Annotated in this window: 14 protein-coding genes; 5 read left to right on the top strand and 9 right to left on the bottom strand. The window is 71.8% G+C overall.

Translation table 11 applies throughout. The features are described from left to right. Positions 1-182 precede the first annotated feature (182 nt). Positions 183-1,037: an RNA polymerase sigma factor SigF gene (locus ACZ7J0_RS14370; protein WP_470887199.1), complete on the top strand. Its 855-nt coding sequence runs from the start codon at positions 183-185 to the stop codon at positions 1,035-1,037. Positions 1,038-1,087: 50 nt separating this feature from the next. Then, entirely contained in the window at positions 1,088-1,873 is a 786-nt protein-coding gene (locus tag ACZ7J0_RS14365) for a hypothetical protein (RefSeq protein WP_470887197.1), read from the top strand. Between the two features lies 1 nt (position 1,874). Here the strand turns inward: ACZ7J0_RS14365 and ACZ7J0_RS14360 are convergent, their stop codons facing one another. Then, positions 1,875-2,090 (bottom strand): hypothetical protein, encoded by a 216-nt coding sequence (locus tag ACZ7J0_RS14360; protein WP_469120291.1) that lies wholly within the window; start codon positions 2,088-2,090, stop codon positions 1,875-1,877. Between the two features lie 161 nt (positions 2,091-2,251). Between ACZ7J0_RS14360 and ACZ7J0_RS14355 the strand changes: the two genes are divergently transcribed. From ACZ7J0_RS14355 to ACZ7J0_RS14345, 3 genes are all read left to right on the top strand, one after another. Continuing rightward, complete coding sequence (locus ACZ7J0_RS14355) at positions 2,252-2,716, top strand: MarR family winged helix-turn-helix transcriptional regulator (protein ID WP_470887195.1); 465 nt, start codon at positions 2,252-2,254, stop codon at positions 2,714-2,716. A gap of 96 nt (positions 2,717-2,812) precedes the next feature. After that, positions 2,813-5,191: an MFS transporter gene (locus ACZ7J0_RS14350; protein WP_470887330.1), complete on the top strand. Its 2,379-nt coding sequence runs from the start codon at positions 2,813-2,815 to the stop codon at positions 5,189-5,191. 102 nt (positions 5,192-5,293) lie between these two features. Beyond that, entirely contained in the window at positions 5,294-6,118 is an 825-nt protein-coding gene (locus ACZ7J0_RS14345; protein WP_470887193.1) for a YceI family protein, read from the top strand. A gap of 69 nt (positions 6,119-6,187) precedes the next feature. Here the strand turns inward: ACZ7J0_RS14345 and ACZ7J0_RS14340 are convergent, their stop codons facing one another. The 8 genes from ACZ7J0_RS14340 to ACZ7J0_RS14305 form a co-directional block, all read right to left on the bottom strand. Further along, positions 6,188-6,955 (bottom strand): TetR/AcrR family transcriptional regulator, encoded by a 768-nt coding sequence (locus tag ACZ7J0_RS14340; RefSeq protein ID WP_470887191.1) that lies wholly within the window; start codon positions 6,953-6,955, stop codon positions 6,188-6,190. A gap of 30 nt (positions 6,956-6,985) precedes the next feature. Further along, the gene (locus ACZ7J0_RS14335) at positions 6,986-8,509 is read right to left on the bottom strand and encodes an MFS transporter (RefSeq protein ID WP_470887189.1); all 1,524 of its coding nucleotides are present in this window, start codon (positions 8,507-8,509) and stop codon (positions 6,986-6,988) included. Between the two features lie 128 nt (positions 8,510-8,637). Further along, on the bottom strand, positions 8,638-10,812 hold the full coding sequence (locus ACZ7J0_RS14330) for an ArnT family glycosyltransferase (RefSeq protein WP_470887187.1): 2,175 nt from the start codon (positions 10,810-10,812) through the stop codon (positions 8,638-8,640). Further along, positions 10,809-12,170, bottom strand: coding sequence for a bifunctional glycosyltransferase family 2/GtrA family protein (locus tag ACZ7J0_RS14325; RefSeq protein ID WP_470887185.1), 1,362 nt, complete (start codon positions 12,168-12,170; stop codon positions 10,809-10,811). Before ACZ7J0_RS14325 ends, ACZ7J0_RS14330 begins: the two co-directional genes overlap by 4 nt. A gap of 26 nt (positions 12,171-12,196) precedes the next feature. Beyond that, entirely contained in the window at positions 12,197-13,702 is a 1,506-nt protein-coding gene (locus ACZ7J0_RS14320) for a sensor histidine kinase (protein WP_470887183.1), read from the bottom strand. A gap of 3 nt (positions 13,703-13,705) precedes the next feature. Then, positions 13,706-14,443 (bottom strand): response regulator transcription factor, encoded by a 738-nt coding sequence (locus ACZ7J0_RS14315; protein WP_470887181.1) that lies wholly within the window; start codon positions 14,441-14,443, stop codon positions 13,706-13,708. Between the two features lie 55 nt (positions 14,444-14,498). Continuing rightward, the gene (locus ACZ7J0_RS14310; RefSeq protein ID WP_470887179.1) at positions 14,499-15,395 is read right to left on the bottom strand and encodes an amidohydrolase family protein; all 897 of its coding nucleotides are present in this window, start codon (positions 15,393-15,395) and stop codon (positions 14,499-14,501) included. Beyond that, a complete protein-coding gene (locus ACZ7J0_RS14305) occupies positions 15,376-15,711 on the bottom strand; it encodes an antibiotic biosynthesis monooxygenase family protein (protein ID WP_470887177.1) in 336 nt (111 codons plus the stop codon). The genes ACZ7J0_RS14310 and ACZ7J0_RS14305 overlap by 20 nt, the downstream gene beginning before the upstream one ends. Positions 15,712-15,742: the final 31 nt, after the last annotated feature.

Raw genomic sequence — 15,742 nt, 5'->3', positions numbered from 1 at the left:
ACCCCTTGTTTCCTGCGCGAATCCCCCTCTGCCTTGTCGACATGTCACTACAGCGTGTTGCCGACATGTGACATTCTGCGGGAACCGCGTTTGCCGCAGCCCCGCCTCCGGTATTCAGGTGGAGGCTGCGTTCCTCCGATGGTCGCGGCCACCGCGACCGTCCGCGACCTCAAGGGGGTGGCATGTCCGTAGAACAGGGCAGCTCGAAGGTGCTCACGCGTGCGTCGAACGAGCCCGCGACGCCTCTCGGCCCTACGCCTGTCGGCACTTCGGAAGCCATCGACACCCGCACGCTGTCCCGGGCCCTGTTCCTGCGGCTGGCGGTACTCGACCAGGACAGCCCGGAGCGCACCTACGTACGCGACACGCTCATCGAGCTCAACCTCCCGCTGGTGCGGTACGCGGCGGCCCGCTTCCGCAGTCGCAACGAGCCGATGGAGGACATCGTCCAGGTCGGCACGATCGGCCTGATCAAGGCGATCGACCGGTTCGACTGCGAACGCGGCGTGGAATTCCCGACGTTCGCGATGCCGACCGTGGTCGGCGAGATCAAGCGGTTCTTCCGCGACACCTCGTGGTCGGTGCGGGTGCCGCGCCGGCTCCAGGAGCTGCGGCTGGCGCTCACGAAGGCCAGCGACGAGCTGGCACAGAAGCTGGACCGGTCCCCCACCGTCCCCGAACTCGCCGCGGTACTGGGCGTGTCGGAGGAGGACGTCGTCGACGGGCTCGCGGTGGGCAACGCCTACACGGCCTCGTCGCTGGACTCCCCCTCCCCCGAGGACGACGGCGGCGAGGGCTCGCTCGCCGACCGGCTCGGGTACGAGGACATGGCACTCGAGGGCGTCGAGTACCGCGAGTCCCTCAAGCCCCTGCTGGCCAAACTCCCGCCCCGGGAACGGCAGATCATCATGCTCCGCTTCTTCGCCAACATGACCCAGTCGCAGATCGGCGAGGAGGTCGGCATCTCGCAGATGCACGTGTCGCGGCTCCTCACCCGGACCCTGACCCAGCTGCGCGAGGGCCTGATCGGCGAGTGAAGTGAGCGCTGACGCTTCCTAACTGACGCATCGTCAGCCACACTGGCGCGATGCGAAGGACGGGTCTGGCCACGGTCGCGCTCTGCCTCTGCGGAGCGCTGACCGCGTGCGGCGGGAGCGGTGACGGGGACGGTTACGCGGCGGTCGGCGCCGCCGGAGCCTCGCCGGGAGCGGCGGTGCCGCCGTCGGGCAAGGTGGTCCTGGAGCCGCTGGACGGCTCCCCGTCGTCCTCCACCTCGTCGTCCACCTCGTCGTCCACCTCCTCGCCGCCGGCGGGGAGCGGTGAGGGCGGCGCGAGCGGAGGCGGCGGCGGCGGCGACACGAGTGGCGCGAGTGGCGGTCCGGGCGCCGACGGCGGCCCGGGAAGCTCGGCGCTCCCACCGGCCGGGACCGGAGCCACTGGCGCCCCTGGATCCACGACACCGCTCCCCGGCACCCCGGGCGCTTCGGGACCTCCCGACTCACCGGGGACGACGACACCCGGCCCGACCGCGCCGGCGACCAGCCCGCCCGCGACGACTCCGCCGCGGCCCGCCGCGCTGACGATCAGCACCCCGGCGCTCGCGGACGCGGACCGGCGCTGGTGCGAGAAGGTGACCGTGGAGTTCCGCAACACCGGTGGCTCACCGGTGCGTTCGGGCACGGTCACCTTCGCGACGCACATCATCGGCGCGCTCGGCGTCGACTGGGCGACGATCGAGTCGGCCCAGGCCCTGCCCGCGCCGATCGCGGCGGGGGCGGCGAAGAAGAAGACGTACACCGTCTGCCTGGACGCCTGGCGGGTGCCGCTGGGGATGCACGTGGACACCCGGCGCGTCACCGCCGTGTGGAAGTGACCTAGCTGAAGGCGAGCCAGGCGACCGCGGCCAGGACCACCACGAGCGCGACCACGCCGGCGATCACCCCGACACGGGGGCCGGCCGGCGCCGGGGCCTGCTGCTGTCGCTGCGGGGTGCCCTCGTCGACGAAGGCGCGGAACATCTGCGTGCTGCCGGAGGGGTCGTAGGAGCCCTCGGGGCCCTGACCCTGCGGTGCGTGGGGGTTGTGTGCCATGGGGCAGGACCCTAGCGAACCTGGGGTTCCGGCCCAACCCCCGCACGCGCCTGAGCTCCTTTGCCAGTTTTTTAAGACCCTTCGCCCCTTTTTAGTTTGCCTGTAGCAACCAACAGCTTCTATGGTTGCCCTAAGCAACAAGATGGAGAAGGGTGCTCTCGATGGCCGAACAGAGTCGGTACGAGAACCTCGCCCGGCAGCTGAGTGCCATCGGCGCCGTGAAGCGGGGACTCGCACGGACCCTGCCCGCCGAGTGCCCGGGTGGTTCCGCCGCCGTCCTGACCCTGCTCGACCACCACGGCGACATGCGGATCAGCCGGCTCTCGGAGCTGATGGCCGTCGACATGTCGGTCAGCAGCCGTCATGTGGCCCACGTCGCCGAGCGCGGCTGGATCGAGCGGCTGCCCGACCCGGCCGACAAGCGCTCGCGCATCCTCCGGCTCACCCCCGCGGGCAGGGACATGCTCACCGAACTCGACCGCCGGGTACGGGAGATGTTCGCCCGCACGCTCACCGAGTGGTCCGACGAGGACGTCGAACGGCTCACCACCCTGCTTGGCCGTCTCCGCGACTCGTTCGGGGACTGCCGGGCCCACGCCACCCGTACATCAGCACCACAGACTTAGAGGCAAAGGAAGTTCATGGCTACGACCACACCAAGTACCGGTGTGCGGGGCGGCCACGCCAGGCATGGTGGGCACAGCTCCGCCGACGGCGCTCCGATGACCCACCGGCAGATCATGGAGGCGTTGTCCGGGCTGCTGCTCGGCATGTTCGTCGCCATCCTCTCGTCGACGATCGTCTCCAACGCCCTGCCCGAGATCATCAAGGATCTCGACGGCACGCAGAGCGCCTACACCTGGGTCGTGACCGCGGCCCTGCTGTCGATGACCGCCACCACCCCGCTCTGGGGCAAGCTGGCCGACCTCTTCTCCAAGAAGCTGCTCGTCCAGGTCGCCCTGGTCATCTATGTGGCGGGCTCGGTCGTCGCCGGTCTCTCCCAGAACACCGGCATGCTGATCGCCTGCCGGGTCGTCCAGGGCATCGGCGTCGGCGGTCTCACCGCCCTCTCCCAGATCATCCTGGCCGCGATGATCGCGCCGCGTGAGCGCGGCCGGTACAGCGGCTACCTCGGCGCCACCTTCGCCGTGGCGACCGTCGGCGGCCCGCTGCTCGGCGGGGTCATCACCGACACCGACTGGCTCGGCTGGCGCTGGTGCTTCTACGTCGGCGTGCCATTCGCGCTCATCGCGCTGCTCGTCCTCCAGAAGACCCTGAAGCTTCCGGTCGTGAGGCGGCAGGTGAAGGTCGACTGGGCGGGTGCCCTGGTGATCAGCGCCGCGGTCTCGCTGCTGCTGATCTGGGTCACCTTCGCCGGTGACAAGTACGACTGGATGTCGTGGCAGACGGCGGCGATGGTCGGCGGCGCGGTCGTGCTCGGCGCGCTCTTCGTCCTCGTCGAGTCGAAGGCCGGCGAGCCGATCATCCCGCTGCGCCTGTTCCGCAACCGCACGATCACCCTTGCCTCGCTCGCCTCGCTCTTCGTCGGTGTCGCGATGTTCGCCGGCACGGTCTTCTTCAGTCAGTACTTCCAGCTGGCCCGGGACAAGTCGCCGACGATGTCCGGCGTGATGACCATCCCGATGATCGCGGGCCTGTTCGTCTCGTCCACCGCGTCCGGCATGATCATCACCAAGACCGGCAAGTGGAAGGCATGGCTGGTCAGCGGCGGTGTGCTGGTGACGGCGGGTCTGGGTCTGCTGGGCTCGATCCGCTACGACACCGCGTACTGGCAGATCGCGATCTTCATGGCGGTCATGGGTCTCGGTCTCGGCATGATGATGCAGAACCTGGTGCTCTGCACCCAGAACCAGGTGGCCCCCGCCGATCTCGGCGCGGCCTCCTCGGTGGTCACCTTCTTCCGGTCCCTCGGCGGCGCCGTCGGCGTCTCGGCGCTGGGCGCGGTGCTCGCCAACCGGGTCACGAAGTACGTCAAGGACGGGCTCGCGGACCTCGGCCCGCAGGGCGCGGCGATGGGCCACGGCGGCACGGGCGGCGGCGGCATCCCGGACCTGGACGCGCTGCCCGCGCCGATCCGTACGGTGATGGAGAGCGCCTACGGGCACGGTGTGGCGGACGTCTTCCTGTGGTCGGCGCCGTTCGCGCTGCTGGCGTTCCTGGTGACGCTGTTCATCAAGGAGGTGGCGTTGAAGAGCAGTTCGGTGACTCCCGAGGAGAAGGCCGCCGAGAAGTCCGTCGAGATGACGGGCGAGATGACGGGCGAGATGAGCGCGGAGCTCCCGGCGTCGGCTCCGGCCACCGCGGCTCCGGTGAACGGCGTCGCCGTCCGTGGTGCGGTCCGCACCGCCGAGGGCACGCCCGTCCCGGGCGCCGCCGTGACCCTGATCTCGCTGGGCGGACGGCAGTTGGGCCGCGCGGTCGCCCCGGCCGACGGCGTCTACACGCTGGACGCGCCCGGCACCGGCTCGTACGTGCTGATCGCCTCCGCCGACGGCTTCCAGCCACAGGCGTCCACGGTGGTCGTCGGTGACGAGCCGCTGGCCTACGACATCCTGCTCTCCGGTACGAGCGGACTGACCGGTGTCGTGATCGCGGCGGCCGGCGGCTCTCCGGTGGACGGTGCGATGGTGATCGTCACGGATGTGCGCGGCGACGTGCTGGCGACCGGGAAGTCCGCCGAGGACGGCGCCTTCTCCTTCGCCGAGCTCGTCCCGGGCTCCGTGATCGTCGCGGTCAACGCCGAGGGCTACCGACCGCTGGCCCTGCCGGTGGAGATCGGCGGCCAGGGCGTGACCCGGATCGAGGCGGCGCTGCAGGCCGGCGCGCTGGTGCGCGGCACGGTCCGGGCGGGCGGCGACCACGCGCCGCTGTCCGACGCCCGGGTGACCCTGCTCGACGCGGCCGGGAACGTCGTCTCCACGGCGACGACCGGTTCCGACGGTGCGTACGCGTTCGCCGACCTGGACGCGGGCGAGTACACGGTCATAGCGACCGGCTATCCGCCGGTGGCGGGAACCCTCACCGTGGCCGGCCGCGGTGTGGACGGCCACGACATCGCACTCGCCCACCCCGGCGAGTGATCCGACCCCCGCGGGCGCTTCGAGCGGACGCCCGCGGGTTCCGGGGCGGCAGGCAGGGGACGGCCTGCCGCCCCGTTTTTTCTGCGCGAGGAGAGATACGGGATGGGACTGCACGCACGGGTTCGGACGCGGGACGGCTGGGCGCTCCAGCACGCGGTCGTGACGATGACCGACATGACCGGTACGCAGGTGCTGCGGGCGGCCGCCGACAGCGAGGGCCTGGTCAGGGACGATGTGGCGCTCGCGCCGGGCCCGTACACGGTGATCGTGACGGCCGTCGGCTACGCCCCCGCGGCGCAGACCGCGCTCGTCACGGCGAGCGGCCGGGCCGATGTGGGCACGGTGGTCCTGGCCCGCCAGGGCGGTGCCGAGCTGCCGCCGCCGGGCCCCTGGTCGATCGACCCGGTCCACTCGACGGTGGCGGCGGTCGCCCAGCACCTGGGGATGTCCAGTGTGCGCGGCCGGTTCACCGCGTTCGGCGGCCGTATCGAGATGGCCGGGAACGGCGAGGACCTGGAGCGGTCGCGGGTCGACGCGGTGATCGAGGCGGCTTCGATCGACACGGGCAACGGAATGCGCGACAAGCACCTGAAGTCGCCGGACTTCCTGGACGTGGACACGTACCCGCGGATCACCTACACCTCCACCGGCCTGACCCCGTCCGGCCCCGACCGCTGGACGGTGCACGGCCACCTGTCACTGCACGGTGTCGTACGTGAAGTGCCCCTGGACCTCGCCTACCTGGGGACCGGGCCGGACCCGTGGGGCGGGGTACGGGCGGCGTTCCGGGCGACGGCCGAGCTGAGCCGGGACGACTTCGCGATGAACTACAACCAGGTGGTGCAGGCGGGCATCTCGGCGATCGGAACGACCCTGAAGGTGGAACTCGACATCCAGGCGGTCCAGGGCGACCTGCCGGCGCTGTAGGGGGACGCGGGGGCCGCGCCGCGCGTGGCGGGGCGGTCGGCCGGGCCGCAAAAGGCCGCCCGCCGGGGCTTAGTCCGTCTCCCGCATCGCCTCGATGCCCTTGACGAGGAGGTCCAGCGCGTAGACGAAGTCGCGCTCGCGCTTCTCCTCCACCGAGCCGCCGCCCCTGGCCTCCATCAGCGCGGCCGCCTCCTCGAAGTCCTTCGCGAGCTCGGGCTGTTCCCCGATCGCACCCATGGCCTGCGCCACGTACTCGTCCTGGCTGACCCCCGCGCTCGCACAGTGCGCGATGAAGTGGCCCTCCACCGTGCCGAACCCGTAGACGAACTGGAAGACCGCCGCGAGGCCCCCCATCTGGCCGTGCGGCGGCAGGCCGGTGTTGCGCAGGACCCGCTGGGCGCTGCGTCCGAAGGCCGTCGAGTGCGGGCCGATGTTGAGGAAGCTGCCCACCAGCTGGGAGACCCAGGGGTGCTTCACCAGGACGCCCCGGTAGCCGGTGGCCAGCTCCCGCAGCTGCCCGCGCCAGCTCTCGGCATCGGACGTGTCGGGGAGGGCCACCTCTCCGAAGACCTCGTCGAGCGCCAGCTCCAGCAGGTCGTCCTTGGTGTCGACGTACCAGTAGAGGGACATCGCCGTGACGTTCAGCTCGGCGGCGAGCCTTCGCATCGAGAACTTGCCGAGCCCCTCCGCGTCCAGCAGCCGCACCGTCGTCGCCGTGATCCTGTCCCGGTCGAGTCCGGAGGGCTGGTCGGCCTTGCGGCCGCGCCGGCCCTTGCCGTCCAGCCACACGCTCGACCGGGCCGCCGGGCGCTTCGTACGGTCCGCTGCCGACCCCATCGCACTCCTCCTCGCTGCTGGCTCCCGATGCTATGCCGCCGCCTTCCCCACCCCGTTCCTCGCCGTCCCGTTCCTCTCCGCCCGGCGCAGCAGGAGCGCCGCCAGCAGACCGCCCGCGAGCACGGCCGCCGCCCCGACCAGCTGGCTCGTTTCCAGGCCCGAGGCGAAGGCGTCCGAGATCCGTTCCCGCTCGACCGGCCCGTCCGCCGCGGCGAGCGCCGCCGGGAGGGACGCCGCGGAGACGGAGACGAGCGCGCCGAAGCGGGAGTTCAGTACGGCTCCGAGAACGGCTACGCCGAGTCCGTTGCCGAACTCCGCCAGCGTGCCGTTGACGCCCGCGCCGACGCCCGCCTTCTCCGGAGGGATCGCGCTCATGATCGCGTTGGCCATCGCCGGCATGGACAGGGCCACGCCCGCGCCCATGACGACGAGTCCGAGCAGCATTCCGCCGTAGCCGTGCTGTCCGCCCAGGAGGGCGATGGCGGCGAGTCCGGCCGCGACCAGGGCCATGCCGAGGGCGATGGTCCAGGGGGTGCCGATCTTCGGCAGCAGTCGCGCGCCGACGCCGGTGAGGTTGAGGGCGACGACGGTCAGCGCGAGCGGCGCCGTCCGCAGACCGGCGTCAAGCGGCCCGTACCCGAGCACGAACTGCAGGTGCTGGGTGAGCAGGAAGAGCGAGCCGGTCATGCCGAAGGCGACCAGGATCGCGCCCGCGACCGCGCCGACGAACCGCTGGTCGCGGAAGAAGTGCATGTCCAGCATCGGGTGCGGGGTGCGCAGCTCCCAGAGCGCGAAGGCCCCGAGGACCAGCAGTCCGACCGCTCCGGCGCCCAGCACCCGGGCCGATGTCCAGCCGTGGCCGGGGCCGGAGATGATCGCGTACACGACGGCGGTCATGCCGACGGTGGAGAGCAGCGCGCCGATCAGGTCGGGGCGGGCGCCCTGCCGGTGCTTGGACTCGGGGACGAGCGCGGCGACGGCGAGGAGGCCGACGACCGCGACCGGGATGTTGACGAGGAAGATCGCCCCCCACCAGAAGTGGTCGAGCATGACGCCGCCGATCAGCGGTCCGGCGGCGAAGCCCAGCGAACTGACCGTCGACCACAGCGCGATGGCCTTCACCCTCTCGCTGTCGTCGAAGATCTGGACGACGACGGCGAGGGTCGTGGTCATCAGCAGCGCCCCGCCGATGCCCATACCGGCGCGGGCCGCGACGAGCTGCGTGGAGCTCTGGGCGAATCCGGCCGCCAGCGAGCCGATGCCGAAGACCGCGAGGCCGGTGATGAGCATCAGCTTGCGGCCGTAGCGGTCTGCCGCGCTGCCGGCGGTGAGCAGCAGGCCCGACTGGACCAGTGAATACGCGTTGATCATCCACTGGATGTCGGCGGTGGAGGCATCGAGTTCCCTGGTGAGGGAGGGGATCGCGACGCTGAGGACGGTGTTGTCGAGCAGCACGGTGAGCTGGGCGAGGCAGATGACGCCGAGGATCAGCCAGCGCTGCGGGTGGCCGCCGGTGGGGGCGGGGGTGTCGGTCTCGGCTGTCGTCGCCGTCATGCACGCTCCTTGTACGGTGTATGGGACTCGGTCGCCATACACCGTACAAGGATTTCCCTTACGCCGTACAGGAGTTTGTGGCGGAGCCGGGGCTCACCCGCCGGCCCGGGGTCCGGCGTTCGACAGGCTCATGCCTTCCGGGTCAGGTCGTAGAGCGTGACTCCGTCGACCGTGACCTTCTTGAACGTGGCCTCGACCCAGGTGCTGATCCCGCTCCCGGGGCTCTCGCCCTGCCCCGCCCGCATCCCGCCACTGCCCGGGATGAAGTAGTGGATCTCCCCGTCAGCGACGTACTGCTTGAACCGGGCGAGCGTGGGCGACGGATCGCTGCCGTTGAAGCCGCCGATCGGCATGACCGGCTTCCCGGTGGCCAGTTGGTACCCGGCCGCCTTCTGGGAGGGGGACGTCGCGGCGACCCAGGTGTAGGCGTCGGCGTTCTCCATCAGTTTCTTCTTCGTCGCGGCGCCGAGTTCGGTGGTGTCGAGGAGCCCGCCCGGACCCCGGCCGGAGCGCCCACCGTCACCGCCGGGCCGCGTTCCGGCCTGCGCCCGCCCCTGGCCGGGCCCCTGGCCCTGGCCGACTCCCCGGCCCTGTGGGGGCGTCTGGCCCTGGGGAACGACCTGCGGGCCGCCCCCCGGCGGCGGGAACTGTCCCTGCCCGGGCGTCCCCTGCCCCGGAGCTCCGTAGAACACCGGCCCCCCGCCCACGCGCATGCCGCCGGGGCCGCCCCGCGCCGACGCCGGACCCGCCGTGATGATCGAGCCGCTGCTCCCCCCGGCCACGGTCGTCAGCGTGTACGCGAGAGGCCCGGCGAGCGCCGACGCCAGCCCGAGCCCGGCGGCGCCCAGCGCGAGCCGCCGGCCGAGCCGTCCCGCCCGCCCCGCGACCAGCAGCGCGAGAGCAGCCACGATCCCGCCGAGGAGCACCGCCCAGCGCAGCCAGGGCAGGTAGTCCGGCGTCCGGCCGAGCAGGACGTACGCCCACCAGCCGGTCACCGCCACCGTCCCGGCCAGCGCCGCCGCCGCGAGCAGCCTCGCGCGCTCCTCCCACAAGACGGTGACCCCCATGCCGATGAGCGCGGCGATGTACGGGGCCAGGGCCACCGTGTAGTACTCGTGGAAGATGCCGGCCATGAAGCTGAAGACCGCCAGCGTCGACAGCAGCGCCCCGCCCCACACCAGGAACGAAGCCCGGGCCATCCCCTCGACCGTCTCGGTGGTGCGGCCCGCCCGCCAGGTGACGACCAGGCCCGCGACGAGCAGCAGCAGCGCGGCCGGGAGCAGCCAGGAGATCTGACCGCCGACGGAGTCGTTGAACATCCGGACGATGCCGGTCTCTCCCCAGCCGCCGCCGGCTCGCACCGGCGCGTCGACGCCCGCCGGAGCCCGGCCGCCGCCGACACTGCCGACCTCGTCTCCGTTGATCCGGCCGAGGCCGTTGTAGCCGAAGGTCAGTTCCAGGAAGCTGTTGGTCTGCGAGCCGCCGATGTACGGGCGCGAGGCCGCCGGCCACAGCTCGACGATCGCCACCCACCAGCCGCCGGACACGATCAGCGCGACGGTGGCGAGGCCCAGTTGTCCGAGCCGGCGCCGCAGGGTCGTCGGCGCGCACACCGCGTAGACCAGCGCCAGTGGCGGCAGGATCAGGAACGCCTGGAGGGTCTTCGTCAGAAAGGCGAAGCCGACCGCGACGCCCGCCCACACGAGCCACTTGGTCCGCGCGTCCTCCAGGGCGCGCAGGACGCAGTACACGGTGACGGTCAGCAGCAGCGCGAGCAGCGCGTCCGGGTTGTTGTAGCGGAACATCAGCGCGGCGACCGGGGTGAGCGCGAGCACCAGCGCCGCGACCAGCCCGGCGGCGGTGCTGAACCGCCTGCGCACCGCCGCGTACACGACGGCGACCGTCCCGACCCCCATCAGCACCTCGGGCAGCAGGATCTGCCAGGAGCCGAGTCCGAAGAACCGCACGGACAGGGCCATCGGCCAGAGCGCGGCCGGCGGCTTGTCGACGGTGATGGAGTTCCCGGCGTCGGACGAGCCGAAGAAGAAGGCCTTCCAGCTCTCGCCGCCGGCCTGGACGGCCGCGGAGTAGAAGGAGTTGGCGTATCCGGAGGCGCCGAGGTTCCAGGCGTAGAGCACGCCGGTGACCAGAAGCAGGGCGCACAGCGCGGGCCTGACCCAGGGGGCGTCCTCGGCCCGGCCGCGCCACAGCCGGGCCGCCCGCGTGGCCGCCGGGCCTGCGGCGCGCGGCGGAGCCCCGCTGTCGTGCGGGCCGCCGTCGTGCAGGTCGTAGGTCGTCGTCATCGTGCGTTCCTCGGTTCGTCGGCACAGGGGTGGTGGACGTGCGCGGGGTGGGTATACGCGTCGTCGCGCGGGCTGGGCTGATCCCGATGCCCGGGACCGCCGGGCGCCGGGGCGGCCTCGCGCCGGTCCGGGAAGACCCAGGCGCGGAAGAGCAGGAACCGCAGCACCGTCGCCGCGAGGTTGGCGGCGATCAGCACCGCGAGTTCCGTGCCGTGGGACGGATGGCCGGAGGCCGCTCCGAGCGCGGCCAGCGAGCCGCTGGTGAGGGCGAGGCCGATACCGAACACGACCAGGCCCTGCGCCTGGTGTCGTACGGCACGATCCCGGCCCCGTACTCCGAAGGTGAGCCTCCGGTTGGCCGCCGTATTGGCCACGGCCGAGATCAGCAGCGCGCCCGCGTTGGCGAACTGCGGTCCCACGCCCGCCCGGAGGGCGGAGTACAGCAGCAGATAGAAGAGCGTGGAGAGCGCCCCGACCGCGCAGAAACCGACGAGCTGGCGCGCGAGCCCGCCCGGCACGCCGTGCAGGGCGCGGTCGCGGGGGTCGTCACCGAAGGGCCGGGCGAGCCGGTCGAGCGGCAGCGACCCGGTGGCCAGCGCCCGCCCCACCCGCCAGACGCCCTTCAGGTCGTCCGTCGCCGTGCGGACGATGCGCACGGTCGATTCGGGGTCGTCGACCCAGTCGACCGGCACCTCGTGGATGCGCAGCCCGGCCCGCTCGGCGAGGACCAGCATCTCGGTGTCGAAGAACCATCCGGTGTCCTCGACCATCGGCAGCAGCCGCTCGGCCACCTCACGCCGTATCGCCTTGAATCCGCACTGCGCGTCCGAGAACCGCGCCGCCAGAGAGCCCCGCAGGATCAGGTTGTATGTACGGGAGACGAACTCCCGCTTGGCGCCCCGCACCACCCGCGACGACCTCGCGAGGCGGGACCCGATCGCCAGGTCCGAGTGGCCGGAGATGAGCGGGGCGACCAGCGGCAGCAAGGCGTTGAGGTCGGTGGACAGATCGACGTCCATGTACGCGAGGACGGGCGCGTCCGAGTGCGACCAGACGGTACGCAGCGCCCGCCCCCGCCCCTTCTGCTCCAGCCGGACCGCCCGCACCTCGGGGAGGGTCGCCGCCAGCAGGGACGCGATCTCCGGCGTCCGGTCGGTGGAGGCGTTGTCGGCGACGGTGACGCGGAAGCCGTACGGAAAGGTGCGGGCCAGATGCTCGCGCAGCCGCAGTACGCAGGTTTCGAGATCCTTCTCCTCGTTGAAGACGGGGATCACCACGTCCAGTACGGGCCGGCCGGCGACGCCCACGGGCAGGTGCTCGCGGGCGGGCAGGGCCCCCACAAAGCTGTCGGTTCGCATGACCCCGACGCTTCCGGGCCGCGCTGTCACACCTGTGTGATGCGCCTGTGCCCCGCCTGTGAGCCCGGGCCCCTCGCCGGGAGACGGACGGAGAAGACCGTGTGTCCCGGCGCGGACCGCACGTCGACCTCGCCGCCGTGCGCGGTGACGACGGCCCGCACGATGGCCAGCCCGAGGCCGGTGGAACCGGCGTTGCGGGACCGTGAGGCGTCGCCGCGGGCGAAGCGCTCGAAGACGTGCGGACGCAGAGGGGGCGGGATGCCGGGGCCGTCGTCCTCGACCTCGACGACCACGCGCGCCGCCTGCCTGCGGAGCCGGGCGGTGACCTTGGTCCCGGGAGGGGTGTGCGTACGAGCGTTGGCGAGCAGGTTGACCAGGACCTGGTGAAGCCGGGCGGCGTCGCCCTCCACGGTCAGCGGCTCGTCGGGACGGTCGGGCAGCTCCAGGCGCCAGACGTGGTCCGGCCCCGCCACCCGCGCGTCACTCACCGCGTCCACCACCAGCGGTGCGAGATCGGTGCTCCGGTACGAGAGCGGGCGTCCCGCGTCCAGCCGTGCCAGCAGCAGCAGATCCTCCACGAGCCCGGTCATCCTGGTCGCCTCGGACTCGATCCGCCCGAGCGCGTGCCGGGTGTCCGGCCCGGTCCTCTCATGGCCGCGCCGGGTCAGCTCCGCGTACCCGCGGATCGACGCGAGCGGGGTGCGCAGCTCATGGCTGGCGTCCGCGACGAACTGCCGTACCCGCGTCTCGCTCTGCTGCCGCGCGCTCAGCGCGGCGTGGACATGGTCGAGCATCCGGTTGAGCGCCGCGCCCACCTGCCCGACCTCCGTACGCGGATCGGCCTCGGCGTCCGGCACCCGTTCGTACAGGTCCACCTCGCCGCTGTGCAGCGGCAGTTCGCTCACGCGCCGCGCGGTCGCGGCGACCCTGCGCAGCGGACGCAGCGCCACCCCGACCAGCGTGGCGCCCGCGATACCGGCGGCGACGAGCCCCGCCCCGGTCACGGACACCTCGACGAGGACCAGGGTGTCGACGGTGTCCTGGACAGCGGCGGTCGGGAGCCCCACCAACAGCGACCCGTTGGGGCCTGAGGCGGCGACCACCCGGTACTCGCCGATCCCCGGCAGGTCCACGCTGTGCGGCTGCCCGTCCGGCGACACCTTCTCCAGGGCGTGGACCTGCCGCTCGCCGAGCGGGCTCCGCGCGTCGTCGGAACTTTGGCTGGTGCTCCGGCGCTCGACGCTCACCGCCCCACTGGTGACCGTGCCGTCGGGGCCGAGCACGGCCCCGAGCGTGCCGATCTGCTGGCCGCCCCTGGTGAGGAAGTCCAGCGGATCGGGCCGGATCCCCGGCAACGGGGGAGCGGTCAGTCCCGCCCCGCGCTCGGCGACCTTGTCGAGGTCGGTGTCGAGCCGTTCGTACAGAGAACTGCTCAGCGCCAGCGTGGTGACCGTGCCGATCACGGCCGCGACCACGGCGATCAGCGCCACGGCGGACACCACGAGGCGCCTGCGCAGCGACCAGCGGCTCATCCCTCATTCACCGGGCTTGATCAGGTATCCGGCGCCGCGCCGGGTGTGGATCATCGGCGACCGCCCGGCGTCGATCTTGCGCCGCAGATACGAGATGTACAGCTCGACCACATTGGCCTGCCCGCCGAAGTCGTACGACCACACCCGGTCCAGGATCTGCGCCTTGCTGAGCACCCGGCGCGGATTGCGCATCAGATACCGCAGCAGTTCGAACTCGGTCGCGGTCAGATGAATGCCCTGGCCGCCCCTCGTCACCTCGTGACTGTCCTCGTCGAGCGTCAGATCCCCCACGGCGAGCAGCGACTCGGAGCGGGTCACCGCGCACCCGGAGCGCCGGATGAGGCCGCGCAGCCGCGCCACGACCTCCTCCAGGCTGAACGGCTTGGTGACATAGTCGTCGCCGCCGGCCGTGAGCCCGGCGATCCGGTCCTCCACGGAGTCCTTCGCCGTCAGGAAGAGAACGGGCACGTCCGGCAGGTCCCGCCGCAGCCTGCTGAGCACCGCGAGGCCGTCCATGTCCGGCAGCATCACGTCCAGGACCACGGCGTCCGGCCGGAACTCCCGCGCCGAGCGCACCGCCCCCGCCCCGTCCCCGGCGCTGCGCACCTCCCACCCCTCGTAGCGCAGAGCCATCGAGAGCAGCTCGGCGAGCGACGCCTCGTCGTCCACGACGAGCACCCGGACGGAGGATCCGTCGGGCCGGAGCATTTCGGTACGCCCTTGGGGCGAGGTCGCGGTCATGGAAACACGCTCGGCCGGGTGGCTGAGAGAAGTCTTTCGCGTCCCTGTGATTTCCCTAAGAATCCGCCGGCCCGGCGAGCCCGAACAGCGCCGCGGCGTTGTCGTGGCAGACGCCCCGCAGCCACGCGTCTCCCAGCTCCAGCCGCTCCAGGGCCTCCAGCTGATGCGTGTAGGCGTACGGAATGTTCGGGAAGTCGCTGCCGAGCACGATCCGCTCCCCCAGCTCCCGCAGCCGCCCCCGCTCGGCCACCGGGAAAGGCGCCAGCCGCTCGCTGAAGTCGGTGAACGCCATGGTGGTGTCCAGGCGCACCTCTCCGTACCGCTCGGCCAGGTCGAGGAAGTCCGTGTACTCCGGCATCCCCATGTGGGCGATGATCAGCCGCAGCCGCGGATGGCGGGCCAGCAGCCGGGCGATCGGCTCGGGACCGGTGTACTTGCCGGGCGCCGGCCCGGAACCGCAGTGGATGACGACCGGCACACCCGCGTCGGCGAGCAGCCCCCAGGCCGTGTCGAGCCGCCCGTCGTTCGGGTCGTAGTTCCCCACCTGCAGATGCGCCTTGAAGACCCGCGCACCCTCCTCCACCGCCTCCCTCACATACCCCTCGGCCCCGTCCTCGGGGTAAAGGGTCGCGGTGTGCAGACAGTCGGGCGTCCGGGAGGCGAAGCCGGCGGACCAGCCGTTGAGCCACCGGGCCATGCCCGGCTTGTGCGGATAGAGCATCGACGTGAAGCGCAGCACCCCGAACTCCCGCAGGATCGCGACCCTGCGGTCCTCCTCCTCGCGGTAGGTGATCGGCCACTCCATGCCGGTCAGCGGCCCGACGGCATCGAAGTACGCCCAGACCTTGTCGAGGACCCGCTCGGGCATGAAGTGGGTGTGTACGTCGATCAGCCCGGGGAGCCCGAGCCGCCGGGAGAACGCCCTGACCCGCTCACGCTCGCTCAAAGTCATAGCTCCGCTCGACCTTTCCGACATGGACGCTGTACCGCTGGTACCACTCGGCGCGGCCCTGCTTCTGCGCGGCCTGGTGCTCCAGGTTCCGCTGCCAGGCGGCGATCGCCTCCTCGTCGCGGAAGTATCCGACGGTGATGCCGAGCCCGCCGGGCACCCGGGCGGACTCGTATCCGAGGAATCCGGGCACCTCCTGGACCAGCTCGTGCATCCGTTCGGCGGTCTCGGCGTAGCCGTCGGCGTTCTCGACGAGGTGGGAGGTGAACACGACGGTGTAGTAGGGCGGTTCGAGACCGGCCACAAGGTGATCGCTCATGTGGATCACCCTCCGCCGGACCGTGAGGCCC

It is taken from the genome of Streptomyces sp. NPDC038280 (assembly GCF_055600045.1).
The sequence above is the reverse complement of the archived record's forward strand: the minus strand, read 5'-3'. Positions and strand labels throughout refer to the sequence as shown.